The following is a 471-nucleotide window of genomic DNA, read 5'->3' as shown; positions in this document are numbered from 1 at the left end:
GGCCAGATGTGCCGTGATCCCGCCCTTGTCGTGGCGCGGGTTGTATTCCACCAGTTCGAATGCGGCAAACCGTGCGTCGCGTGCGCACGCGGCGAGTGCTTGCGCCATGCCCTGCGCGGTGAGCCCGTCTGTTTCGGGCGTGCCGACGCCCGGCGCGACGGCGGGGTCAAAGGCGTCCAGATCGAGTGTCACGCCAAAGGCGGCCGTGTCCGATTTGACTTGGCGGATGGCGTCGGCCATGACGGCGCGCAGACCATTGCGTGCGACTTCGGCTGCGTCGATGACGCGCACGCCAAGCAGGTCAAGCAACGCGCGTTCGGCGGGCTCGTAGCTGCGCGCGCCGATCACCACCACGTGTTCCGGCAGCAGCTTCGGCGCGGCATCGCGGATCTGCGTGAGGGCCGCTGCTCCGTGGCCGAGCAGCGCCGCCAGCGGCATGCCGTGGATGGCGCCGGAATCGCTCGTCTGCGG

Annotated in this window: 1 protein-coding gene; it reads right to left on the bottom strand. The window is 69.6% G+C overall.

Going from position 1 to position 471, the window contains the following annotated elements; genetic code table 11:
- The coding region (locus I6F21_RS37695; RefSeq protein ID WP_225184380.1) for an arginase family protein at window positions 1-471 on the bottom strand (471 nt) is incomplete at both ends.

Source organism: Bradyrhizobium sp. NBAIM03 (assembly GCF_020194055.1).
Taxonomy (GTDB): domain Bacteria; phylum Pseudomonadota; class Alphaproteobacteria; order Rhizobiales; family Xanthobacteraceae; genus Bradyrhizobium; species Bradyrhizobium yuanmingense.
Note: the sequence above shows the minus strand (reverse complement) of the source record. Positions and strands in the feature narration are given on the sequence as shown.